General features: G+C 59.3%; 16 protein-coding genes. 10 read left to right on the plus strand and 6 right to left on the minus strand.

Features of this window, described 5'->3' with window-relative positions:
- Positions 1 to 14: 14 nt before the first annotated feature.
- From CQ018_RS14375 to CQ018_RS14400, 6 genes are all read right to left on the minus strand, one after another.
- The gene (locus CQ018_RS14375) at positions 15 to 1,031 is read right to left on the minus strand and encodes an ROK family protein (RefSeq protein WP_181149909.1); all 1,017 of its coding nucleotides are present in this window, start codon (positions 1,029 to 1,031) and stop codon (positions 15 to 17) included.
- Positions 1,028 to 2,497 (minus strand): glycoside hydrolase family 3 N-terminal domain-containing protein, encoded by a 1,470-nt coding sequence (locus CQ018_RS14380; RefSeq protein WP_105550702.1) that lies wholly within the window; start codon positions 2,495 to 2,497, stop codon positions 1,028 to 1,030. The genes CQ018_RS14375 and CQ018_RS14380 overlap by 4 nt, the downstream gene beginning before the upstream one ends.
- A gap of 8 nt (positions 2,498 to 2,505) precedes the next feature.
- A complete protein-coding gene (locus CQ018_RS14385) occupies positions 2,506 to 3,345 on the minus strand; it encodes a carbohydrate ABC transporter permease (RefSeq protein WP_105550703.1) in 840 nt (279 codons plus the stop codon).
- Position 3,346: 1 nt separating this feature from the next.
- Positions 3,347 to 4,315: a carbohydrate ABC transporter permease gene (locus CQ018_RS14390; RefSeq protein WP_105550704.1), complete on the minus strand. Its 969-nt coding sequence runs from the start codon at positions 4,313 to 4,315 to the stop codon at positions 3,347 to 3,349.
- A 130-nt stretch (positions 4,316 to 4,445) separates the two neighbouring features.
- The gene (locus CQ018_RS14395) at positions 4,446 to 5,822 is read right to left on the minus strand and encodes an extracellular solute-binding protein (protein ID WP_105550705.1); all 1,377 of its coding nucleotides are present in this window, start codon (positions 5,820 to 5,822) and stop codon (positions 4,446 to 4,448) included.
- A gap of 121 nt (positions 5,823 to 5,943) precedes the next feature.
- Positions 5,944 to 7,095, minus strand: coding sequence for an ROK family transcriptional regulator (locus CQ018_RS14400; RefSeq protein ID WP_105550706.1), 1,152 nt, complete (start codon positions 7,093 to 7,095; stop codon positions 5,944 to 5,946).
- Between the two features lie 241 nt (positions 7,096 to 7,336).
- Here CQ018_RS14400 and CQ018_RS14405 point away from each other — a divergent pair, with 241 nt between their 5' ends.
- The 10 genes from CQ018_RS14405 (at position 7,337) to CQ018_RS14450 (ending at position 17,522) form a co-directional block, all read left to right on the plus strand.
- Positions 7,337 to 7,861: a GNAT family N-acetyltransferase gene (locus CQ018_RS14405; RefSeq protein WP_105550729.1), complete on the plus strand. Its 525-nt coding sequence runs from the start codon at positions 7,337 to 7,339 to the stop codon at positions 7,859 to 7,861.
- A gap of 421 nt (positions 7,862 to 8,282) precedes the next feature.
- Entirely contained in the window at positions 8,283 to 8,861 is a 579-nt protein-coding gene (locus CQ018_RS14410; RefSeq protein WP_146111921.1) for a 1,4-alpha-glucan branching protein, read from the plus strand.
- A gap of 265 nt (positions 8,862 to 9,126) precedes the next feature.
- On the plus strand, positions 9,127 to 9,423 hold the full coding sequence (gatC, locus tag CQ018_RS14415; RefSeq protein ID WP_105550708.1) for an Asp-tRNA(Asn)/Glu-tRNA(Gln) amidotransferase subunit GatC: 297 nt from the start codon (positions 9,127 to 9,129) through the stop codon (positions 9,421 to 9,423).
- Positions 9,424 to 9,426: 3 nt separating this feature from the next.
- The gene (gene gatA / locus CQ018_RS14420) at positions 9,427 to 10,971 is read left to right on the plus strand and encodes an Asp-tRNA(Asn)/Glu-tRNA(Gln) amidotransferase subunit GatA (RefSeq protein ID WP_105550709.1); all 1,545 of its coding nucleotides are present in this window, start codon (positions 9,427 to 9,429) and stop codon (positions 10,969 to 10,971) included.
- Between the two features lies 1 nt (position 10,972).
- Positions 10,973 to 12,487, plus strand: a complete 1,515-nt coding sequence (gene gatB, locus CQ018_RS14425) for an Asp-tRNA(Asn)/Glu-tRNA(Gln) amidotransferase subunit GatB (RefSeq protein ID WP_105550710.1) — start codon at positions 10,973 to 10,975, stop codon at positions 12,485 to 12,487.
- 246 nt (positions 12,488 to 12,733) lie between these two features.
- Positions 12,734 to 13,039 carry a helix-turn-helix transcriptional regulator gene (locus CQ018_RS14430; RefSeq protein WP_105550711.1) on the plus strand — a complete coding sequence of 102 codons (306 nt, stop codon included), beginning with the start codon at positions 12,734 to 12,736 and terminating at the stop codon, positions 13,037 to 13,039.
- Positions 13,036 to 13,437: a VOC family protein gene (locus CQ018_RS14435; RefSeq protein WP_105550712.1), complete on the plus strand. Its 402-nt coding sequence runs from the start codon at positions 13,036 to 13,038 to the stop codon at positions 13,435 to 13,437. Before CQ018_RS14430 ends, CQ018_RS14435 begins: the two co-directional genes overlap by 4 nt.
- A 2-nt stretch (positions 13,438 to 13,439) precedes the next feature.
- Complete coding sequence (locus CQ018_RS14440; protein WP_105550713.1) at positions 13,440 to 14,351, plus strand: aminoglycoside phosphotransferase family protein; 912 nt, start codon at positions 13,440 to 13,442, stop codon at positions 14,349 to 14,351.
- 103 nt (positions 14,352 to 14,454) lie between these two features.
- Entirely contained in the window at positions 14,455 to 15,714 is a 1,260-nt protein-coding gene (locus CQ018_RS14445; RefSeq protein ID WP_105550714.1) for an ROK family transcriptional regulator, read from the plus strand.
- A gap of 212 nt (positions 15,715 to 15,926) precedes the next feature.
- Complete coding sequence (locus tag CQ018_RS14450; protein WP_105550715.1) at positions 15,927 to 17,522, plus strand: ABC transporter substrate-binding protein; 1,596 nt, start codon at positions 15,927 to 15,929, stop codon at positions 17,520 to 17,522.
- Positions 17,523 to 17,714 lie beyond the last annotated feature (192 nt).

The following is a 17,714-nucleotide window of genomic DNA, read 5'->3' on the forward strand; positions in this document are numbered from 1 at the left end:
TTTCCTTAGTTGTACTAAAGCTGCGCTACGGACGGCAACAATGCGGCCCCAAGGGCAGCAACCGGCACGTCGGAGGGCAACAGTTCAAAACGATCGGCCAGTTCAAGGGCGGCCACAAAATCTGAGGTGGACGCATCACGGGTTAACTCCGAGCGTATCCCGTTTTCTAGTGCTTTTCCCAACGCGCATAGCCCGCCACCGAGCACAATTCGCTCCGCACCGGTGGTCAGCACCAATAATTGTAGCGAGAGTGCAATGCCGTGGCAGAGCACCCGTGCGGCATGTGCTGCCCGCTGATCCCCGGCGGCCGCCGCGGCAAAGGGGTCACGTCCGCGCCCCGCCGGAACATTCCAAAGGCGGTCAAGCGCCGAGCCCGAGGCGATGGTTTCTAAACAACCAAATTGTCCACATTTACATGGTGCTCCACCGGCTACCGGTAGGTGACCAATTTCTCCCACGATGCCATCGCGGCCCCGGACCACCTGCCCGTCACGCACCACCGCTGCCGCCAACCCGGTACCCACGTTGAGGTAGGCAAGAATTTGGTGTTCGGGCTTGTGGGCGGTGATACGTGCGGTAGCTAGGCTGCCACCAGCCGTGGAGCCGGAACGCACGGCAGCTAGCCGGGCCGCGGCAGCACGGGCTCGCATGAGCTGGTCGGCACCCAACGCCGCTGCCTTCACATCGTTTTCGATGCTGACCTCAAGACCCAGCGCCTCGGATAAGCCAGCACGTAGATCCATGGAGCTGACCCCCAGATTCACTGCGTGGCGGACCCGGCCGGTGAGCGGATCAACAAGCCCTGGCATACAAGCCCCGGCACGTTGTGGAAGGGTGTGGCTGTCATCGGGTGTGAGAGCAAGTTCTGCGGAAACCTGTGCCAGTGCGGCCTTGGCAAGCATTGCGGCAACGGCGATCACCTCGGCAGGACCATGACCCGACGGTGCGGTATGCAGCGCGGCCACCGAACCATCGGCGCGCAGGATCGCGGCAGCGGTTTTGGTACCACCAATATCAAGACCTAGTTTCATGCTCTCAATCCACCGATGTGCGGGGCCAACAAACCGACAAGGGCCCTCGAGACGCTGCGCGAAGCACCAAAGGTGACCAGATCGGCACCGCCGCGTGGCCAACCACATTCAACGACGATGACTCGGTGCCCCTGAGCCCGCAAGGAATCTGCGAGCCCCCAGATCTGGTGAGCCGGATCGAGTCCTCGACCAATGAGCGCGATCTTTGCCGCGGGCCCAACATTTGTTAGCTCGCTTGCGGCATCTAGTGCGCGAGCACCCCACGGCACCTGACCAACTGCCATATTTGCTTCGGTTTCAAGCTGTACAAGCACGGGTTGCGCCGCATCGGCAAGCCAGGCACGTGCCGCGTCGCTGAGTTCGAAGGCGGCGGTAATGCGTGCCTGATCCGGTGTGCTCCCGGCCCCCGCGGCGGGGCGCGGTGGATAATCACGCGTGAGCTTCGCGGTACGCGCCGCTGCCTCACGCAATCGGCTCGGGGCCAGCTGACCGTTGTGCACCGAAGCAACGATTGCCTCAAGGATGCCCTCGTAACGTTCGGGTGTGGTTTCCGAGCCCAGGCAGAGCAGATCGGCCCCGGCGGCTAGGGCACGGACGGCGGCAATCTCGATGCCGGTTTGGGCGCTGGCGCCGGCCATATCAAGTGCATCGGTAATGATGGCGCCCTCAAAGCCCAGAGAATCACGCAGCAACCCTCCCAAAATGGCGGGGGAGAAGGTTGCGGGGTTTTCTGCATCGAGCACCGGAACCATGATGTGACTTGTCATAATGCTTGCCACGTTGGCGGCGATGGCCGCGCCAAAAGGAACCAGTTCACGCTCCCGTAGCGTCTGCAGATCCACCTCAATAGTGGGCAGCGCCAGATGGGAGTCTGTTGCGGTATCCCCGTGGCCGGGGAAGTGCTTGGCGCAGGCAGCAACTCCTGCACCTTGTAACCCGGTGGTCCAGGCCGCGGTGTGTGTTGCAACGTGGCTGGCATCTGCACCAAAGCTGCGCACCCCAATGACCGGGTTGGCTGCTGTTGAATTTACATCGGCATCGGGTGCCAAATTCAGGTTGAATCCCAACGAGTTCAGTTCATCGGCAATTGCCGCTGCCGAGGAAGCGGTAGTGGCGGGATCATCGATGCGGCCCAAGACCGCGTTGCCCGGTTGGTTGGATCCGGTCAAATAGTGCAGGCGGGTGACATCGCCCCCCTCCTCATCCAGGGTCAACAATACGGAGGAAGAAACCGCGCGTAGTTGTCCCATGAGCGTTGCCAGTTGCGCGGGGGAGCTGAGGTTAGTGCCGTAGATGCAGACCGAACCCAGCCCGGCCTTCAATGCAGTAGCGATCCAGTTAGGCATCACCATGCCTTGGAACCCGGGCATCAGGGTGCCGGCGGCCAGAATACGTAGTTCCGCTCTGGAAGGCAGCGTGGATTCCGTGGCCTGTGTGGAATCCGAAGACAGCGAAGAAGTAGACATGTGACTCATTAGCCCTTTACCGCCCCGCCGACCAGGCCGGAGGACATCTTAGATTGAACGATCATGAAGAAGATGATCACCGGCACGGCAACCATCATGGAGGCGGCCATGACCAGGCCCCAGTCGGTTTCGCGGGTGGCCGAGGCCTGCACAAAGCCGCGCAGCCACAGCGGCAGCGTCTTCATCTGGTCCTCGGTCATCACCACCAGGGCGACGGTGAATTCGTTCCAGGCCTGCAAGAAGGCATACACGCCGGAGGCTACAAGCCCGGGGGCCAGCAACGGGAAGGTGATCCGCATGAAGGCGGCGGTACGCGAGAGCCCATCGACCATTCCGGCCTCCTCGAGTTCGGCCGGGACACCTGCAACGAAGCCGCGCAGCATCCAAATGGTGAACGGGATGACCGCTGCGGTGTAGAGCAGGGTCAGGCCCAACACGTTGTTCAGCAACCCCACGGAGCTCATCATCTTGTACTGGGCGATGAACATGCCTTCGGCCGGGAGCATTTGGATCAGCAACATGGCCAGGATGAAGGACTTACGTCCCTTGAACTTGAAACGGGAAATGGCCAGCGCACCCAGGAACGCGACGAACAGTGCGATGGCGACCGTGGTCAAGGTGACGGTCAGTGAGATGCCCAGGGCGGCGACGAATTTTCCATCGACGAACACTGCCTTGAAGTTATCAAGTGAGCCGCCGAAGGGCAAGAAGGTGGGGGTGGTTGACTGCAAGACCGCGTTGGGTAGGAAGGAGGAGTTGAACATCCAGTAGACCGGGAAGGCCCAGATCAGGGCGACGGCCACGGCAACGATGGTCCAAACACCTGTGGAGATCGATTTGATCTTCATATTAGTTTTCCTCCTTCATCAGCGAGCGCACGTAGTACCAGCTGATGGCAATGGTGATGATGAGCATCAGGATTGACACGGCGCTTGCCGCACCAAAATCTCCCGAGCCGACGCCCATTTGGTAGATGTAGGTGCCCAAGAGGTTTGTCTCATTGGCGACCCCGCCGGCATCCTGCAGCAATTTGATCTGGGTGAAGACGCGCAGGTCCCAGATCAGTTGGAGCAGCAGCACGATCGAGAGGACCGGGGCGATCAGCGGCATGATGATGAAGCGGATGCGTTGGATGCCGGTGGCACCATCCATGGCCGCGGCCTCCAGGACTTCCTCGGAGATCTGCGTGAGCCCGGCGTAGATGCTGAGCGCGACGAAGGGCACTGACATCCAGATGACGATGATCAGCGCGATGATGAAGAAGGTGAGCGGTTCGGCGAGCCAATTGTGGCCCTCGGCGTCGAACCCAAATTTGGTCAGCAGCCAGTTCAGTACGCCGCGGCGCCAGTCAACCAGCCAGACCCAGACGGTCATGGCCGCGACAACGGGCATGGCCCAGGCCAGCAGCATGGAAATCTGCAGGATAATGCGGGCCACGGTTCCCACACGCTTCATCAGGATCGCGAAGAGGAAGCCGATCAGCACGGTGATGGAAGCGGCCAGCAGACAGAAAAGTAGCGAGCGGCCCAGCACCACCCAGAAGTTGGTATCTGCAAGCAGTGCCGCATAGTTATCAAATCCAACAAATTCCGGTGCGGCACCGAATTGTTGTTTCAGGCCGAATTTTTGGAAGCTCGTATAGATCTGCCAACCAACCGGGTAACCCAGAGCGGCGATGAGGATGATCAGCGTGGGGGTGATCAGTAGAAGGGGGACCTTCGACTGACGCTTCTTAACGATGGGTGGGGAAGTAGCGGCGCTGGCCGGTGCTACCGGTTGCGGTTGCTGCGCCGGTGGGGCCGGGGCTGGGGTTGGCATGAGCTTGAGTGGGCCTTTCGTCTCGGACCCGCTTCCTTCCGCGGTGAGCGGTGGGGGCGGACCGACGTGCTGGAAGTGCTAAACACGGTGGTGGTCGGGGCGCAGAGCGCGCCCCGACCACCACCAGTTGTTACTTAAGGTTCAGCATCGGGGAGATCTTGGCGTCGTACTCTTTCGCCAGTGCCTCGAGGTCTGCTGCATCGCGGATCTTGCCGAAGAATTCTTCGAGGATCATCGAGGATTCAACAGCTGCCCAGCCCGGGGCTGCCGGGGTGAGCTTGGAGTTTGATGCCGAGGCAATGGCTGCCTGAGCGAACTGGTCATCGCCCATGGAAGCGAAGTAATCCGAGTTTGCCGGGCCCAGGCCGTTCTTGCCGAGCATGTTCTGGTAGTCGGAGGAGAAGATAATGCGCATCAATTCCTTGGCCAGATCCTGGTTCTGGGACTTGGCGGAGATCCCGATGTTGGAGCCACCGGCGAGGACCGGTGCCGGTGCGCCATCGTTGCCCGGAAGGACCAGGGTGGAGAACTTTGTATCGTTCCACTCGCGTACGTCCTTGCCGTCCTTCTTGGTCAGATCACCAATTGACCAGTGGGCCCAGCCCGGTGCCATGATGGTTGCCGCGGAAAGTGAGGTCTTGCCGGTGGGCTTGCCCTCATCGTCAAGGATCTGATCTGCATCGTTAATGTAGAGCCACGGGGCAGCATCCTTGGCATCCGAGGGTGCCTTGGAGGCGTGCTTCTGCAGATCCTGCAACTGGGCCAGTCCCTTGAGGGTATTGGCATCGGCGAGGGTTGAGACCCATGCGTCGCCGTCCTTCTTGGCCAGCTCTCCACCATTGGCAAAGATCCAGGAGATGCCGTTGCGCCAGTCCTGGCCGCCGAGGAAGAAACCGGAGAAGTTCTTGATCTCGCGTGGGTTCTTTTCCGCGATGGTCTTGACCGCGGTGTTGAACTCATCAAGGGTCTTAGGAGTTTCTACCCCTGCTTCCTTCCACACATCCGCACGCTGGAAGAGGTAACGCGATCCGGCGTAGTACGGCAGGGTGAAGTTCTTGCCGTCAACGGCGCCGGCCTCGACGAAGGAGGGGATCAGCTTATCCCCGCCGAGTTCTTCGAACATGTCCGAGATGTCGGTGAAGGCACCAATATTGGTGAAGGTCGGGGACTGGGTGTTGCCCATTTCCACGACGTCCGGGGTGTTGTTGGCATCGGGCAGCGCGGTGGTCATCTTGGTGACAAGATCGCCCCAGCCCTGCTCCTCAATCTTTAGCGTTGCGCCGGTCTTGGTCTTGAAGGTGTCCTTCAGATAGGTGCGCAGTTCGTCCGGGGTATCCCCGCCGGCAAGCCAGAGGGTGAGTGACTTATCGGCATTGCTCGCAGATGATGTTGCGGCACCTGTGCTGGCCGGGGCATCGGAGGCAGCGGGTGATCCGCTTCCGCCACAGGCGCTCAGCGTCAGTGCTGCGGCGGTTGTAAGAGCCGCAAGCCCAAGATACTTCTTCATTGGAGATCCTTTCAAAGGGGGGTGAAACGGGTTTACTGCGGGTAAACCCCATGCGAAGGGTCGAACATTTCTAGCCGGGTAGTGCTCCGGGGTACTGCGGGGGGGCTAACCCCCAGGGGGGTCAGGCCACTCCTAGCTGGTTCCAAAGAACCATGACGGCGGTGCCGCGCAGAACCACATCTTGTGGTTCCTTGGCAAGCCGCACCTGTACCAGGGGTGGTCTGTGTGGAAGCATGCGCGCGGTCAAGGTCTTTTCGACGTTGTCGCGCAGCGTTCCTTCCAAAAGGTGTGCCGGTCCGGAGAGGACTACTTCGGCTAAATCGAGGGCACCCACGATGGGTGCAAGGGCCACGGCAAGGCGCTCGCCGGCAATTTCAAGAACCGTGGTGGCGGCTGCCTGCGGATCGCTGGCAGCAGAAGCCTGGGCCAGGCCGCGTTCGAGGAAGGGGACCGAGAGCCAGGTTTCTAGGCAGCCGTGTTTCCCGCATTTGCATTCCAGGCCGCCATCGGTGCCCACGACCACGTGGCCGATTTCTCCCGCCGCCGAGTGCACGCCGCGGGCGCGTTGACCATTGACCATCAGTCCGGCACCAACACCGCGGCCGACCTTGACCAGGATCATGTCATGTGCGCCGCCGCCGAAGGTGAATTCGGCAAGGACTGCGGCGTCGGCATCGTTTGCGACAAGGGTTGGGAGGCTCGTTGTGGTTTCGATCAGTTCGCGCAGCGGAAGGTCTTTCCATGCGAGGTTGGGGGCCGTGAGGACGACCCCGTCGGCATCCACGATGCCCGGGGTGCCAACCCCAATGCCCAGCAGTGGTGCCGTTGCTAGATCGATGGCGCGGTTGACCAGGTCCAGGACCAGGTGTGTGACTTCTTCACCTTTTTCCTCGCCGGTGAGTGTTTCAACGCGGTGCAGGATGTTTCCATCGAGATCGAGGACTGCTGCGCGAAGTGCCGAGTTTTCGGCGAGGTCTAGGCCAATGATTTGTAGGCCCGTGCGGTTTAGATCGACCATGATTGCTGGTTTTCCGGGTCGGATGCGCTCGGACTGGCCGAGTTCGATGACATGACCACGTTCGAGGAGCTCCGAGATGAGATCCGAAACTGTGACGCGGGTCAGTCCCAGGGTGCGGGAGAGATCCGCGCGACTCATGGGGCCGGTTGAGTGCAGGGTTTGCAGGGCTAACGCGAGGTTGTGTGCACGGCCGTGTGAGGGCAGTGCGGCGGTGTTATTCGCCATGCTGCGCAGGGGTCCTCGTGAGGTGGTCATGAGTGTTAGTAAACTGTACTAACAAACAATCCGCAAGACCGAACGGTGAACTTTTATGGTCGTAATCAAATTGTGACGTGCTCAACAAACGCCACTTGTGCGAGTGGACGCCAAAATTACTGTGCACTGACGCGGCAGTGCACCCACCACGGGACAGATGAATATTTCTTTGCGTGAGTTTGGCAACAACGCGGCCACCGGCATTCTTGAGAAAGCGCCGGGGCTGTCACACTTAGAGGTGATGACTACTGCAATTCACCCCGAAGCCAGCACCCTTGTAATTCGCGAAGCGGTCCCCGCCGACTACCCACACATCGCACGGATCACCGTCGCGTCATACCTGGATGCGGGCCACTTCGAAGATCCCAACCACGAATACATGCAATTCGTGCAGCAGGTGGCGGCGCGTCACGCGCAAACCGAAATTCTTGTTGCCGAACGCGACGGGGTAGTTATTGGTTCGGTAACTCTGGTGCGCCCCGGTAGCGATTATGCGGATATCGCACTCGAAGGCGAACTCGAATTCCGCATGCTGGTTGTTGACCCGAAGGTGCAACGCTCGGGTGCCGGACGCGCACTGCTCAACGCACTCATTGCCCGTGCCCGTGAAATTGAAGATGTACATACGGTGTCACTGACCACCGGTGGGCACTGGGTTGCCGCTCGTGCCCTTTACGAAGCGGATGGCTTCCAGCATGCTTCCGAACGTGACTGGTATGTGCCAAACACCGAGATCGTGCTCGTCGTTTACACCCTGAAGCTCTAACATTCGAGGGATCCATTGGCCGGCTGCCACCCGATAACTAGTGTGCTTCTTGGCAATGGGGTGGTAGGCGAAGCCTCATGAGGGCAATTTTCTAAGCGTTTTGCCAAGGCCAAGGCGCAAGGCAAATTGCCTCGATCATCTCTGCCAAAACTCCCGTGATCGAGGGGATCGTGTGTTTTTTCCGGTAGCTAAAAGAGCTAGCGAGATGAGCCAAAAACACGTCCCTGAGGTGGCCCGGTGAAGTGCTGCCGGGATTTGCCGAGGCCAGAGGAATTTTTAGGAAGAAATCTTGCCGGCAGATCGTGCGGCAGAGACTAGCTCAACAATGAAGACTTTGTGGGGCTTTGACCCTGAGTTTTAGCTAGGCTCTTGGCTAGGTGCACACCAGGTACTGCGGTGGCCGAGCATAAGGAGATTCCACGTGAGCGTCATTTACAGAACAACAATGGATCCGACCAAGGGTGAGCTGCTTGCCGCCTGGATGCCCAAACAGTCGTGGTTTGAGGGCGAATCGACGCTTTCACTTCGAGTAGTTGGTGGCTTCAGGCTCGATGACCCCGCGGATGAGGTGGGTATGGAAATGATCCTGGTCCTCGATGAAACACCCCAAACTCCGGTGCTTTATCACGTGCCGCTGAGCTACCGTGGTGCCGAACTTGAAGGCGCCGCAGAATCCTTGCTGGGCACCAGCGCCCATGGGATCCTGGGGACCCGGTGGATCTACGATGCGGCAGTAGACCCGGTCTGGCAAGCCCAAGTCAAGGCGCTGATTGCCGGAGAAGTCACGGCACAACACCAGAACGATTCACATGTGCTTGATCATTCGATCACCGTGAGCATGAATCAAGGGACACCGACTCAGGATGAACCCATTGCCTCGATAATTCGTCGTCCCGTGGCCGGTGGAAAAGGATCGGCACACGCCCGGGCCTGGGTTAGTGCTCCACTAAGCCACGCGGAAAACAGTGCCGATTTCGGGGCAGTTATCGAACTTCTCTGACGGTAAATCTTGTGTGGGCGCCAAGCATGCTGGCCGAGCGTCTAACGCACGTTGGTGCCCACACGTCTTGGAATGATGGTGCACAGTTGCACCGGCTAGCCAAGGATGCACCATGTGGGGGAGCGCCGAGCCCGGAGGCCGTGAGCCAAGTGGGAAATCTCCACGGGGGAAGATCACCATCGAAGGCGGTGATTCCGGGGCAAAAACGGAGGGGTGAGCGTACTAGACTAGTGGGGAAACCCATCCGCCCACTTAGGGGAGATACATGTCTGCCATCAGCCGTGAGGACGTCGCGCACTTGGCGCACCTGGCTCACATTGAGATGAGCGATGCCGAGCTGGACAAAATGACCGGTGAACTCGGTGTCATTGTTCAAGCCATCGCGTCGGTATCCGAAGCCGCATCCGCCGATGTTCCTGCAACAACCCACCCGATTGCTCTGACGAACGTCTTCCGCGAAGACGTCGTCGGTGAAACCCTCACCGCCGAAGAAGCGTTGATGAACGCGCCGGATTCCGTTGACACGCGTTTCCGTGTGCCCGCCATTTTGGATGGAGAGTAATTCATGAACGAGATTATTCGTCTCTCGGCAACCGAACTTGCCGCCAAGCTGCGCGCTGGCGAAATTACCTCGGTCGCCGCAGTCCAAGCACACCTTGACCGCATCGCCGAAGTTGACGGCGGAGAACACGGTGTCCACGCCTTCTTGCACGTGAACACCGAAGAAGCGCTCGCCGTTGCCGCAGAGGTCGACGCGATCCGCGCCGCCGGTGGTGCCGAAGCAGAAGCCCTGCACCCGTTCGCCGGTGTGCCAATCGCCATCAAGGACCTCATCGTCACCAAGGGCCAGCCCACCACCGCCGCATCGAAGATGCTCGAAGGCTGGATGAGCCCGTACGACGCAACCGTGATCGAAAAGATCCGTGCCGCCAAGCTGCCAATGTTGGGCAAGACCAACCTTGATGAGTTCGCAATGGGTTCCTCCACCGAGCACTCGGCCTACGGCGCAACCCGCAACCCGTGGGACCTAAACCGGATTCCCGGTGGTTCCGGTGGCGGCTCCGCCGCAGCAGTTGCAGCATTTGAAGCACCGCTGGCCCTGGGCACCGATACCGGTGGCTCAATCCGCCAGCCCGGTGCCGTCACCGGCACCGTCGGTGTGAAGCCAACCTACGGTGGGGTTTCGCGCTACGGCGCGATCGCCATGGCCTCCTCGCTTGACCAGATTGGCCCGGTCACCCGCACCGTGCTCGACTCCGCCTACCTGCACGAGCTGATCGGTGGCCACGATGCCGCCGATTCAACCTCGCTGAACGAACCGGTCCCGGCGCTGATTGCTGCTGCCGAAACCGGCGCCTCCGGAGATATGACCGGGGTACGCGTGGGTGTCATCAAGGAATTGCAGGGCGAAGGCTACGAGGCCGGCGTCCAGGCACGCTTCGATGAATCCCTCGAGGCGCTGCGCGCCGCGGGTGCAGAAATCGTCGAGGTTTCCTGCCCGAACTTCAAATACGCACTGGGTGCCTACTACCTGATCTCCACCTCCGAGGTCTCCTCCAACCTGGCCAAGTTCGACGGCGTGCGCTTTGGCACCCGCGTGCTTCCCACAGAGGGTCCGCTGACCATCGAACGCGTCATGGGTGCAACCCGTGCCGCCGGCTTCGGTGAAGAGGTCAAGCGCCGCATCATCCTAGGAACCTACGCACTTTCCGCCGGCTACTACGATGCCTACTACGGCTCGGCGCAGAAGGTTCGCACGCTGATTCAGCGCGACTTCGAGGCAGCATTCGAGCATGCCGATGTGCTGATCTCCCCGACCTGCCCGACGGTTGCCTTTGAACTGGGCTCCAAGGTCGATGATCCGCTGGCCATGTACCTCAACGACATTGCCACCATCCCGGCGAACATGGCCGGAATCCCGGGCATCACCATCCCGGGCGGTCTGTCCGAAGGACTGCCGGTCGGCATCCAGTTCCTGGCCCCGGCCCGTGAGGATGCCCGCCTGTACCGTGCCGGTGCGGCACTTGAGAAACTGTTGGAAGACAAGTGGGGTGGCCGTCTGCTGGATCAGGCTCCCGAACTGTCCGCCGCCACTGGAGGGGTTGCCTAAGATGACTTCACACATTGATGAACTCGTTGACTTTGATGTAGCACTAGAAAAGTATGATCCGGTGCTCGGTTTTGAGGTTCACGTTGAACTGAATACCAAGACCAAGATGTTCTCCGCGGCCCCCAACGTGTTTGGCGATACGCCAAATACCAATGTGACCCCGGTGTGCCTGGGCCTGCCCGGCGTGCTTCCGGTGGTCAACAAGACCGCGGTTGAATACGCGATCATGATCGGTCTGGCGCTGAACTGCAAGATCGCCGAGCGTTGCGGATTCGCCCGGAAGAACTACTTCTACCCGGACACCCCGAAGAACTTCCAGACCTCGCAATACGATGATCCAATTGCCTACGACGGTTGGATCGACATCGAGCTGGAAGACGGCGAGGTCTTCCGCGTGGAGATCGAACGCGCGCACATGGAAGAAGACGCCGGCAAGCTCACCCACATGGGTGGTTCCACCGGACGCATCCAGGGTGCCGACTACTCGCTGGTTGACTACAACCGTTCGGGTGTGCCGCTGGTCGAGATCGTTACCAAGACCATCGAGGGCGCCGGCAAGCGTGCACCCGAGCTGGCCAAGGCCTACGTCGCGGCGATCCGCGAAATCGTCAAGGCCCTGGATGTCTCGGACGCAAAAATGGAACGCGGCAACGTGCGTTGCGATGCAAACGTCTCACTGATGCTCAAGGGCGCCGAGAAGTTCGGCACCCGCACCGAGACCAAGAACGTGAACTCACTGCGTGCCGTCGAACACGCGGTGCGCTTCGAGATCGAGCGTCACGCGGCGGTGCTGAACTCGGGTGCTGCCATCGTGCAGGAAACCCGCCACTGGCACGAAGACACCCGCACAACGACCTCGGGCCGCCCGAAGTCCGATGCCGATGACTACCGTTACTTCCCGGAGCCGGACCTGGTCCCGGTAGTGACGACACTCGAGTGGATCGAAGAGCTGCGTTCCCGCCTGCCCGAGCCGCCGGCCGAGCGCCGCAAGCGCCTGCAGGCCGACTGGGGTTACTCGGACGCCGAGTTCCGCGATGTGGTCAACGCCGGAATCACCGAGCAGATCGAGGAGACCATTGCCGCGGGTACTACCGCTGCGGTGGCCCGCAAGTGGTGGATGGGCGAAATTGCTCGTCTGGCCAACGCCGCCGACAAGGACGTTATCGACCTGGGTGTCACCCCGGCGACCATCGTTGAGCTGAACTCGCTGATCGAAGCGAAGAAGATCAACGACAAGATCGCCCGCCAGGTGCTCGAATACGTTGTTGGTGGCGAAGGAACCCCGAGCGAAATCGTTGAGAAACGCTCGCTAGCAGTGGTGAATGACGACTCGGCACTGGGCGCGGCAGTTGATGATGCGATCGCCGCGATGCCGGATGTTGTCGAGAAGATCAAGGCCGGCAAGATGGCTGCCATTGGCGCGCTCATGGGCCCGGTCATGAAGGCCACCCGCGGACAGGCCGACGCCGGCCGCGTGCGCGAATTGGTACTTGAAAAGTTGGGTCTGGCTGGCTAACTCTTAGCCTCAAAGCTAACGCTAAATAATAGTTGGGTCCCGTTCCTCATCCGCTTTGCTGGATCGAGGAGCGGGACCCCACTGTTGTTAACGTGGTTTGTGCTCGGTACGTCACCTACGTTTTGAGCGCGGAGAAGAATGATCGCGCGTAGTCGAGCGCTTCGGCCTCAGACGTATAGTACGAAAAATCCGGTGGCTTCGTAGCTATCTCTTGACAGGCAAGTGGATACTTGCCTTAATTGAAAAGTGGAACAGCTTCTTAAAGCAATTGCGGATCCCACCCGCGCGGCGATCCTTGACGGGTTGCTGGATCGTGACGGGCAGACACTCTTTGAGATCTGTGCCAGATTGGCAAGCAGCGGTGCATCAGGCGCGTCGCGGCAGGCGATCTCCCAGCACCTAGCCGTGCTTGAAGGAGTCGGTCTGGTCAGCACGCAGCGCCTGGGCCGCTATAAGTTCCACTATATTGATACCTCGCCGCTGGCAGATATTCAGCGGCGCTGGCCACAGCCCACAACACCCACCGAACATATACGAGGAGAAACTCTATGAAAATCCATCTGGCAAGCATCTTCGTTGATGACCAGTACAAGGGATTGGAGTTCTACACCAGCAAGTTGGGATTTGTGAAGAAGACAGAGGTCCCGATCGGCGAATTTGCGTGGCTGACTGTCGTGTCCCCAGAAGCGCTGGACGGTGTTGAACTGGTGTTTGAGCCGGCAAACCACCCAGCAGTTGCACCATTTAGAGACGCATTGGTCGCCGACGGAATTCCATTCACCTCGTTTGCCGTCAAAGATTTAGATGCCGAATATGAGCGCTTGGTCGGACTTGGCGTGGAATTCACCCAACCTCCCACGGTGATGGGGCCCGTCAAAACCGCCGTGTTGGATGACACCTGCGGCAACCTGATTCAGCTTGCCCAGATGCTGGAAGATCCAAGCGCATAAACATGCATCAAGGGCAGGGCATTCGGCCGGAAGCGGACGTAGCGATCAATGAAGTGTTGGTGCGCCGGCTACTAGAAGCACAATATCCCGAGCTAGCCGAGTTGCCCCTGTCCTGGGTAGAGGCAGGCTGGGATAATGTGGTTTTCAGGCTCGGTGATGACCTTGCGGTGCGCTTGCCACGCCGGGTGAGCGCTCATGGATTGCTGCTCAATGAGGTACGCTGGTTGCCATTTTTGGCTCCTCGGCTGCCAGTTGCAATACCAAGTGTGAAATACCGTGGAAAGCCCGCGGAAAACTACCCCTACCATTGGGCAGTGGTGCCGTGGTTTAGCGGGCAAAGTGCCGCGTGTGTGGACGTCAAAACACGTGATGATTTGGTGCCGGAACTCGCCAGATTTTTTAGGGCATTACATGTCCCGGCACCCGCCGATGCGCCAAAAAACCCGGTCCGCGGAGTGCCACTTCAAGCGCGTAACGTTGCGTTGCTCCAACGGCTTGAACACTACGTTGGAGCAGGGAAAAATGAGCTAATTCGACTGTGGGAATACGCGCTGCAGGCCGGAGAATATGCCGGACCGCAGCTGTGGCTACATGGGGATCCGCACCCACATAACGTGATTGTTACTCCTAAAAGTGCACAGGAAAAAATACGACTTTCAGCGGTAATAGATTTTGGTGATTTAACCGCTGGGGATCCGGCAAGCGATCTGGCCTGCGGATGGCTATTTTTTAGCGATTCTGGACTTCAAGAATTCCGTCTATCTGCGGATAATGCCCTGTATGACACGGAAGTCTGGGAACGAGCGCGGGGTTGGGCGCTGAACTATGCAAGCCTGATGATCGGGCTAGAACAGAGCGATCCATTGCATGCTGTGGGTGCCCACGGCATCGAGATGTTGCTCCAAGGTGCATGACCCTGCGTGGTATCTTGTCGCCGGGGACTTGCATGCCCAGAAACTTCGCGTGCTTGCGTATTTTGGATGCCCAAATGCTGAGGCAGAGAACTAGAAACGGATTGTGAAACGCATCGTGGAATTGCTGGGGAATGAGAAGAAAACAGGGCCGCGCCCTGGGCGAGGTCATCGTGGCGATGACCTCAAGCGCTTGAACACGGCTGCGGTGATGAAACACGTATTTGATCATCCGGGGCTTTCGCGCTCGGAAGTTGCTGCGCAATTGGGCCTGAGCGCCGCATCGGTTACCGCGATCGCCTCGACGTTGTTGGAGGCCGGGCTTTTACGCACCATGCCATCACCGTCCGGGGGGCAGGGCCGCCCACGAGTTCCGCTGGAAGTAGATAACCAATCGACACTTGTCATGGGGATTCACCTTGGTCCGCGCACCACGGGCGTGGTGCTGATGGGTCTTGATGGGGTGGAACGGGCCTCGGTCTTGGTACCCCACCCGGGAATTGATCCGGTGGCCTCGATCGAAAAAATTGTGCTGGCCGCCGAAGCGTTACTTGCCGAACATGCGGGGGGCAAGCTGGTGCTGGGCACCGGAATTGCTACGGGCGGCATTGTTGACCGTCATGCAGCGGTCATCATCGATAATCCGGGAGCTGGATGGCAGAATGTTCACGTCTTGGACCTTTTGGCAGGACGGCTACCCGGACCGGTCATCGTGGATAATAATGCGCGCGCTGCGGCCCAATCGGAGTTGCTCTACGGCCATGGTCAGCAAAGCGATGATTTTGTGTTGATGGTGATCACCGAGGACTTGGGGGCCGTCTTAGTCGATGACGGACGGATTCGGGCCGGGTATTCGCAGACCGCCGGGCAGATTGCACACTTGCGGGTCAGTGATGAACAGGTGCCCTGTGCATGTGGGAAATTTGGGTGTTTGGCCGTGATGGCATCGGATGTTGTCTTGGCCAAGAATGCCATTGCCCGCGGTTTGAAAGGCGTTCGGCACAGTGACCACGTGCTTGAATTGGCCGAGGCTGGGAATGGGATTGCCCTTGAGGTGCTCGCAGAACGTAATCGGTACGTGGGCCGGGTAGCAAGTCAACTCATCGACATTCATGACCCAGAACTTTTGGTGATTGCCGGGACGCCTGCCGAAACTCCTGCGGTGTTTGCCGACCTGGTCGCGGAGGTAGCGCGAAGCGCTCACGGTGGGGCAAGCGCCGCCGGCCGTGTGGTTCTTTCCTCGGACCACATTTTTTCGCTCTCTCTTTTTGCCGGATCGACGTTGGTGGATGCCGTACTTTCCGATCCGCTGGGAGTTATTGGAAATACTTGGTCGGAAGTCGAGCGAGAAGCGGTGTCCCACTAGTTCTTTCAGCAAATTTTTCCGAGTTTTTGGGTGGAAGTTTTGTGGAGGAAGTTCCGCAATGTTCATAGTCATTTTTGACAGACTGCCTCACATCTGGTTTATTTTAGAGCGTGAAATAAGTGGTGAGGTCAATCACAGCAGTTGGTTGCCTTGCTTACACCGCCGCATTTGCGTCGGGGGCACACGGGTCATTTGCACGAATAGGGAGCGTCATGTCAAAGAAGAAGATGATTGCCGTAGTCGCGGCATCGGCAGCATTCATGCTGGCCGCCAGCGGTTGCGCAGCCGGCGATAGCGGTAGTTCTGCGGGCACCAGCGGCGAAAAGAAGCTGACCTTCCAGCTTGCAGAACCGAAGTCACTGGTTCCGCACGAGGATCCGGGAAGCCAGGTAGCTATGGCCACCTGTGCAAACCTCATGGAGGTCAACGTCGAGTCCCAAGAGATCGAACCGCTGGCAGCAAAGTCGGTCACCAGCGATGACGCCAAGACCTGGAAGATCGCATTGCAGGATGGCTGGACCTTCCAGGATGGCACCCCAGTCACCGCCGACTCCTTCGCTAAGGCCTGGGCCAAGACGGCAACCGGCTCCAATGCCTGGCAGGGCAATGGCAGCTTTGCTCCCTTCGTCGGCTACAAGGAACTGAACCCCACCGATGGTTCCAAGCCGGCCACCGATAAGCTCTCCGGCGTTAAGGTCATCGACGAGGCAAACCTCGAGGTAACACTCGTTGCCCCGAACGCAGACTTCCCCAAGCTGTTGACCACCTCGGCACTGTGCCCGCTGCCAGAGGTAGCTTTCAGCGACCCGAAGGGTTACGAAGAAAACCCCATCTCTAACGGCCCTTACAAGTTTGTTTCATGGAACCACAACGTTGATGTTGTGCTTGAAAAGTGGGACGGCTTCAAGGGCGCACAGGGCTTCTCCGGCGGAGCTGACAAGCTCGTCGGACAGATCTACACGGCAGTCGACGCCGCCTACACCGACATGACCGCCGGCAACCTGGACATGATCCGCAATGTCCCGGCAACCATGGTCTCCAAGGCCAAGAGCCAGCTGGGCGAAGAAGCCCTTTACGAGGTCAAGACCGGCTCCAAGCAGTACACACTGCAGATCCCCGAATACATCAAGGGCCTCGAAAACCCGGACCTGCGCCGCGCCATCTCGATGTCTATTGACCGTGAATCGATTGCAGCCTCCCTGCTGCAGGGCTACGCAACTTCCTCCGATTCGTTGGTTCCGCCATCCTTGGATTCCTACAAGGCAGGCTCTTGCGATTCGTGCGCCTTTGATGCAGCAGGTGCCAAGGCATTGCTGGAAAAGGCCGGCGGCTTCGATGGCACGCTGATCATCGAGCACAACTCAGCATCGGACCAGCAGCTGGTTCAGGCAATCTCCAAGCAGATCCAGGACAACCTGGGCATCAAGGTGCAGCTCAAGCCTTCCCTGGGCACCGAACTTGAATCCCGCCGAAACAGCCAGGAACTCGAAGGGGCAATCTTCGGTCTCTGGGGCTGGTCTTACAAGTCTTCGGATCAGTACCTGAGCCAGTACGAAACCGGTGGAGATGGAAACGCGACCACCGGATACTCGAACGAAGCAGTAGATAAGTTGCTGCGCTCGGCCCGTGGCGAGCAAGACGAAGCCAAGTCGGCAGGTCTCTACTCCGACGCCGAGGCACTGATCATGAAGGACATGCCTTCGATCCCACTGTTCATTCCCACCGACTTTGGACTGAAGTCCAAGTGCGCTGGCATGAACGATTCGCAGGGCGACCTGCAGTTCTACCGCGCAGGCTTCACCTGCTAAGCAAGCACATCACGTACGCGGTGCTTAAGTAATCCACGGGGCCGAGGAAAGGTTATCTTTCCGCGGCCCCGTGGGGCTTGAACCCCGTGTGTATGCGGCACCCATGGAGGTGTCGCGAAAGGGAGCAGTTGCATGCTTGGTTACACAATTCGCAGATTCCTGCAGATGATTCCGGTGGTCATTGGCGCCACG

It is taken from the genome of Arthrobacter sp. MYb227 (assembly GCF_002975435.1).
Lineage (GTDB): Bacteria > Actinomycetota > Actinomycetes > Actinomycetales > Micrococcaceae > Paeniglutamicibacter.

Bases quoted from the DNA above. Each gene is read 5' to 3' on its own strand.
- CQ018_RS14375 (WP_181149909.1), bottom strand. From the start codon at position 1,031: ATGAAACTAGGTCTTGATATTGGTGGTACCAAAACCGCTGCCGCGATC.
- CQ018_RS14380 (WP_105550702.1), bottom strand. From the start codon at position 2,497: ATGTCTACTTCTTCGCTGTCTTCGGATTCCACACAGGCCACGGAATCC.
- CQ018_RS14385 (WP_105550703.1), bottom strand. From the start codon at position 3,345: ATGAAGATCAAATCGATCTCCACAGGTGTTTGGACCATCGTTGCCGTG.
- CQ018_RS14390 (WP_105550704.1), bottom strand. From the start codon at position 4,315: ATGCCAACCCCAGCCCCGGCCCCACCGGCGCAGCAACCGCAACCGGTA.
- CQ018_RS14395 (WP_105550705.1), bottom strand. From the start codon at position 5,822: ATGAAGAAGTATCTTGGGCTTGCGGCTCTTACAACCGCCGCAGCACTG.
- CQ018_RS14400 (WP_105550706.1), bottom strand. From the start codon at position 7,095: ATGACCACCTCACGAGGACCCCTGCGCAGCATGGCGAATAACACCGCC.
- CQ018_RS14405 (WP_105550729.1), top strand. From the start codon at position 7,337: ATGACTACTGCAATTCACCCCGAAGCCAGCACCCTTGTAATTCGCGAA.
- gatC (WP_105550708.1), top strand. From the start codon at position 9,127: ATGTCTGCCATCAGCCGTGAGGACGTCGCGCACTTGGCGCACCTGGCT.
- gatA (WP_105550709.1), top strand. From the start codon at position 9,427: ATGAACGAGATTATTCGTCTCTCGGCAACCGAACTTGCCGCCAAGCTG.
- gatB (WP_105550710.1), top strand. From the start codon at position 10,973: ATGACTTCACACATTGATGAACTCGTTGACTTTGATGTAGCACTAGAA.
- CQ018_RS14435 (WP_105550712.1), top strand. From the start codon at position 13,036: ATGAAAATCCATCTGGCAAGCATCTTCGTTGATGACCAGTACAAGGGA.
- CQ018_RS14440 (WP_105550713.1), top strand. From the start codon at position 13,440: ATGCATCAAGGGCAGGGCATTCGGCCGGAAGCGGACGTAGCGATCAAT.
- CQ018_RS14450 (WP_105550715.1), top strand. From the start codon at position 15,927: ATGTCAAAGAAGAAGATGATTGCCGTAGTCGCGGCATCGGCAGCATTC.